Source organism: Vibrio anguillarum (genome assembly GCF_003390515.1).
GTDB lineage: Bacteria > Pseudomonadota > Gammaproteobacteria > Enterobacterales > Vibrionaceae > Vibrio > Vibrio anguillarum.
The window spans coordinates 3,141,640-3,143,102 of record NZ_CP031479.1; the positions used below are offsets into that span (position 1 = coordinate 3,141,640).

At 37.1% G+C, this 1,463-nt stretch carries 3 protein-coding genes; 2 read left to right on the forward strand and 1 reads right to left on the reverse strand.

Going from position 1 to position 1,463, the window contains the following annotated elements:
* Positions 1 to 25: 25 nt before the first annotated feature.
* Positions 26 to 343 (forward strand): DUF4144 domain-containing protein, encoded by a 318-nt coding sequence (locus DD616_RS17230; protein WP_208872346.1) that lies wholly within the window; start codon positions 26 to 28, stop codon positions 341 to 343.
* Positions 344 to 401: 58 nt separating this feature from the next.
* On the opposite strand, the gene DD616_RS17235 is transcribed toward DD616_RS17230, so the two are convergent.
* Positions 402 to 938, reverse strand: a complete 537-nt coding sequence (locus DD616_RS17235; protein WP_047691615.1) for a DUF924 family protein — start codon at positions 936 to 938, stop codon at positions 402 to 404.
* A gap of 106 nt (positions 939 to 1,044) precedes the next feature.
* Here DD616_RS17235 and DD616_RS17240 point away from each other — a divergent pair, with 106 nt between their 5' ends.
* Entirely contained in the window at positions 1,045 to 1,452 is a 408-nt protein-coding gene (locus tag DD616_RS17240) for a hypothetical protein (RefSeq protein WP_176429656.1), read from the forward strand.
* The last annotated feature ends 11 nt before the right edge of the window (positions 1,453 to 1,463 follow it).

The following is a 1,463-nucleotide window of genomic DNA, read 5'->3' on the forward strand; positions in this document are numbered from 1 at the left end:
GGCGTTATGTTTATTGGAGAAATTCATGGTCAATTGGCCTTGTATCCTGAAATTGGATGGTGACGATGAGCTCATTTATTTGGGCTCAGAAACTGACTTGAACTGCGAATGTGTGGGGTTGATTTTTAGCTCAGATGATCGAGTAATAGATTCTGAAGGCTTTGTATACTCATTGGTTTCAGATGCTTCAACAGCGATTAACTTGGTTGGAAACTCAGTCCAGATGTCAGCAGAAGATGCATCAAGATTGATTCAATGTCACGAGTTTTGTCGAGCTGAAGTTTGTTTGACAAAAATTCAATTTGAGACGGTAAGTGACGCAATTAAGTGTCTTAAATCTTAGGCTAAATAAACATAACAAACGGCTCAAGANNTCTTAAATTGTTTGTTATGTTGCTGATTTAGAAGCCAGAATTTGGTTGCTTTAGAAATTCTAGCTCGGCTTCTGTTGACTCACGACCAAGTATTTCATTTCGGTGTGGGTAACGTCCAAACTTGTCGATTATCGCTTTATGCTTATACTCAAACTCTATATTACTTTCGATACCTACCGACTCAAAAAGTTTGACTGCTTCAATATGAATTAACTTCGATTCACTGTGCATAAACGGCATATAGAGGAACACTTTCTGGATATCAGATAACTGACTGTCTAAACCGTTTGCTATAGCAAATTGAGTTAGGGTTACTGCCATTGAGTCACAAGTGAAAGACTCTGGTTTATTTCGGTAAATATTACGAGAAAATTGATCCAGGATTATAACCTCAGCTAAAGCACCTAAAGGTATCTCACGCCAACTAGCTAATTCACCTGATTTCGCTTTGTCATGAAGCTCTCCGAAGCGACTTTTAATCATAAGATCAAAGGCTTCATCTTTTTGCCACCATTGCATAGGCTCAAGCTCATTGAACCAAAAATCTATGATTTCCTTGTACATTTCACTATCCTTATTTACTCGAAACTGCATTGCAACATAACGCCCGGCTAAGCCTTAGCCGGGCGTTATGTGATCTTGTAAATTCAGCTACATAAAGGAGAATTTAGTGGCTAATTCAGTGATAATTCAGCAATTAGATAATCAATTGAAAGTAAATTCAGATGCTTATGATTTAAGTCGAATTGTTGGTGTTGAAGTGAAAGTTTTGACGTTCAAAGACTATCTTATGAGAATGTTTCTGTTGGGTGCAATTTCATCGAGTTTACTTTTTATCTTTATCCCATCAGAGCATCAGGAATATGGATTAGCGTATGCATCCTTTTTGCCATTGGTAGCATTTATATTCGGTGCATTTTTGGGTTTTGTTAGCAGTAATAAGTATGAATTTCGTTTAGAGTTTAATCACTTAGATGAAACTGGGGTTCAATGGTTTACAGCGGCGAAGAGTAGAAAATCTAGTGATTACGTTTTGTTCAAAGAGCAAGAAATGGAGTTAAAACGAAAAATCACATAACAAACGGCTCA

Coding starts and splice junctions, on each gene's coding strand:
- DD616_RS17230 (WP_208872346.1), top strand. CDS start 26: ATGGTCAATTGGCCTTGTATCCTGAAATTGGATGGTGACGATGAGCTC.
- DD616_RS17235 (WP_047691615.1), bottom strand. CDS start 938: ATGTACAAGGAAATCATAGATTTTTGGTTCAATGAGCTTGAGCCTATG.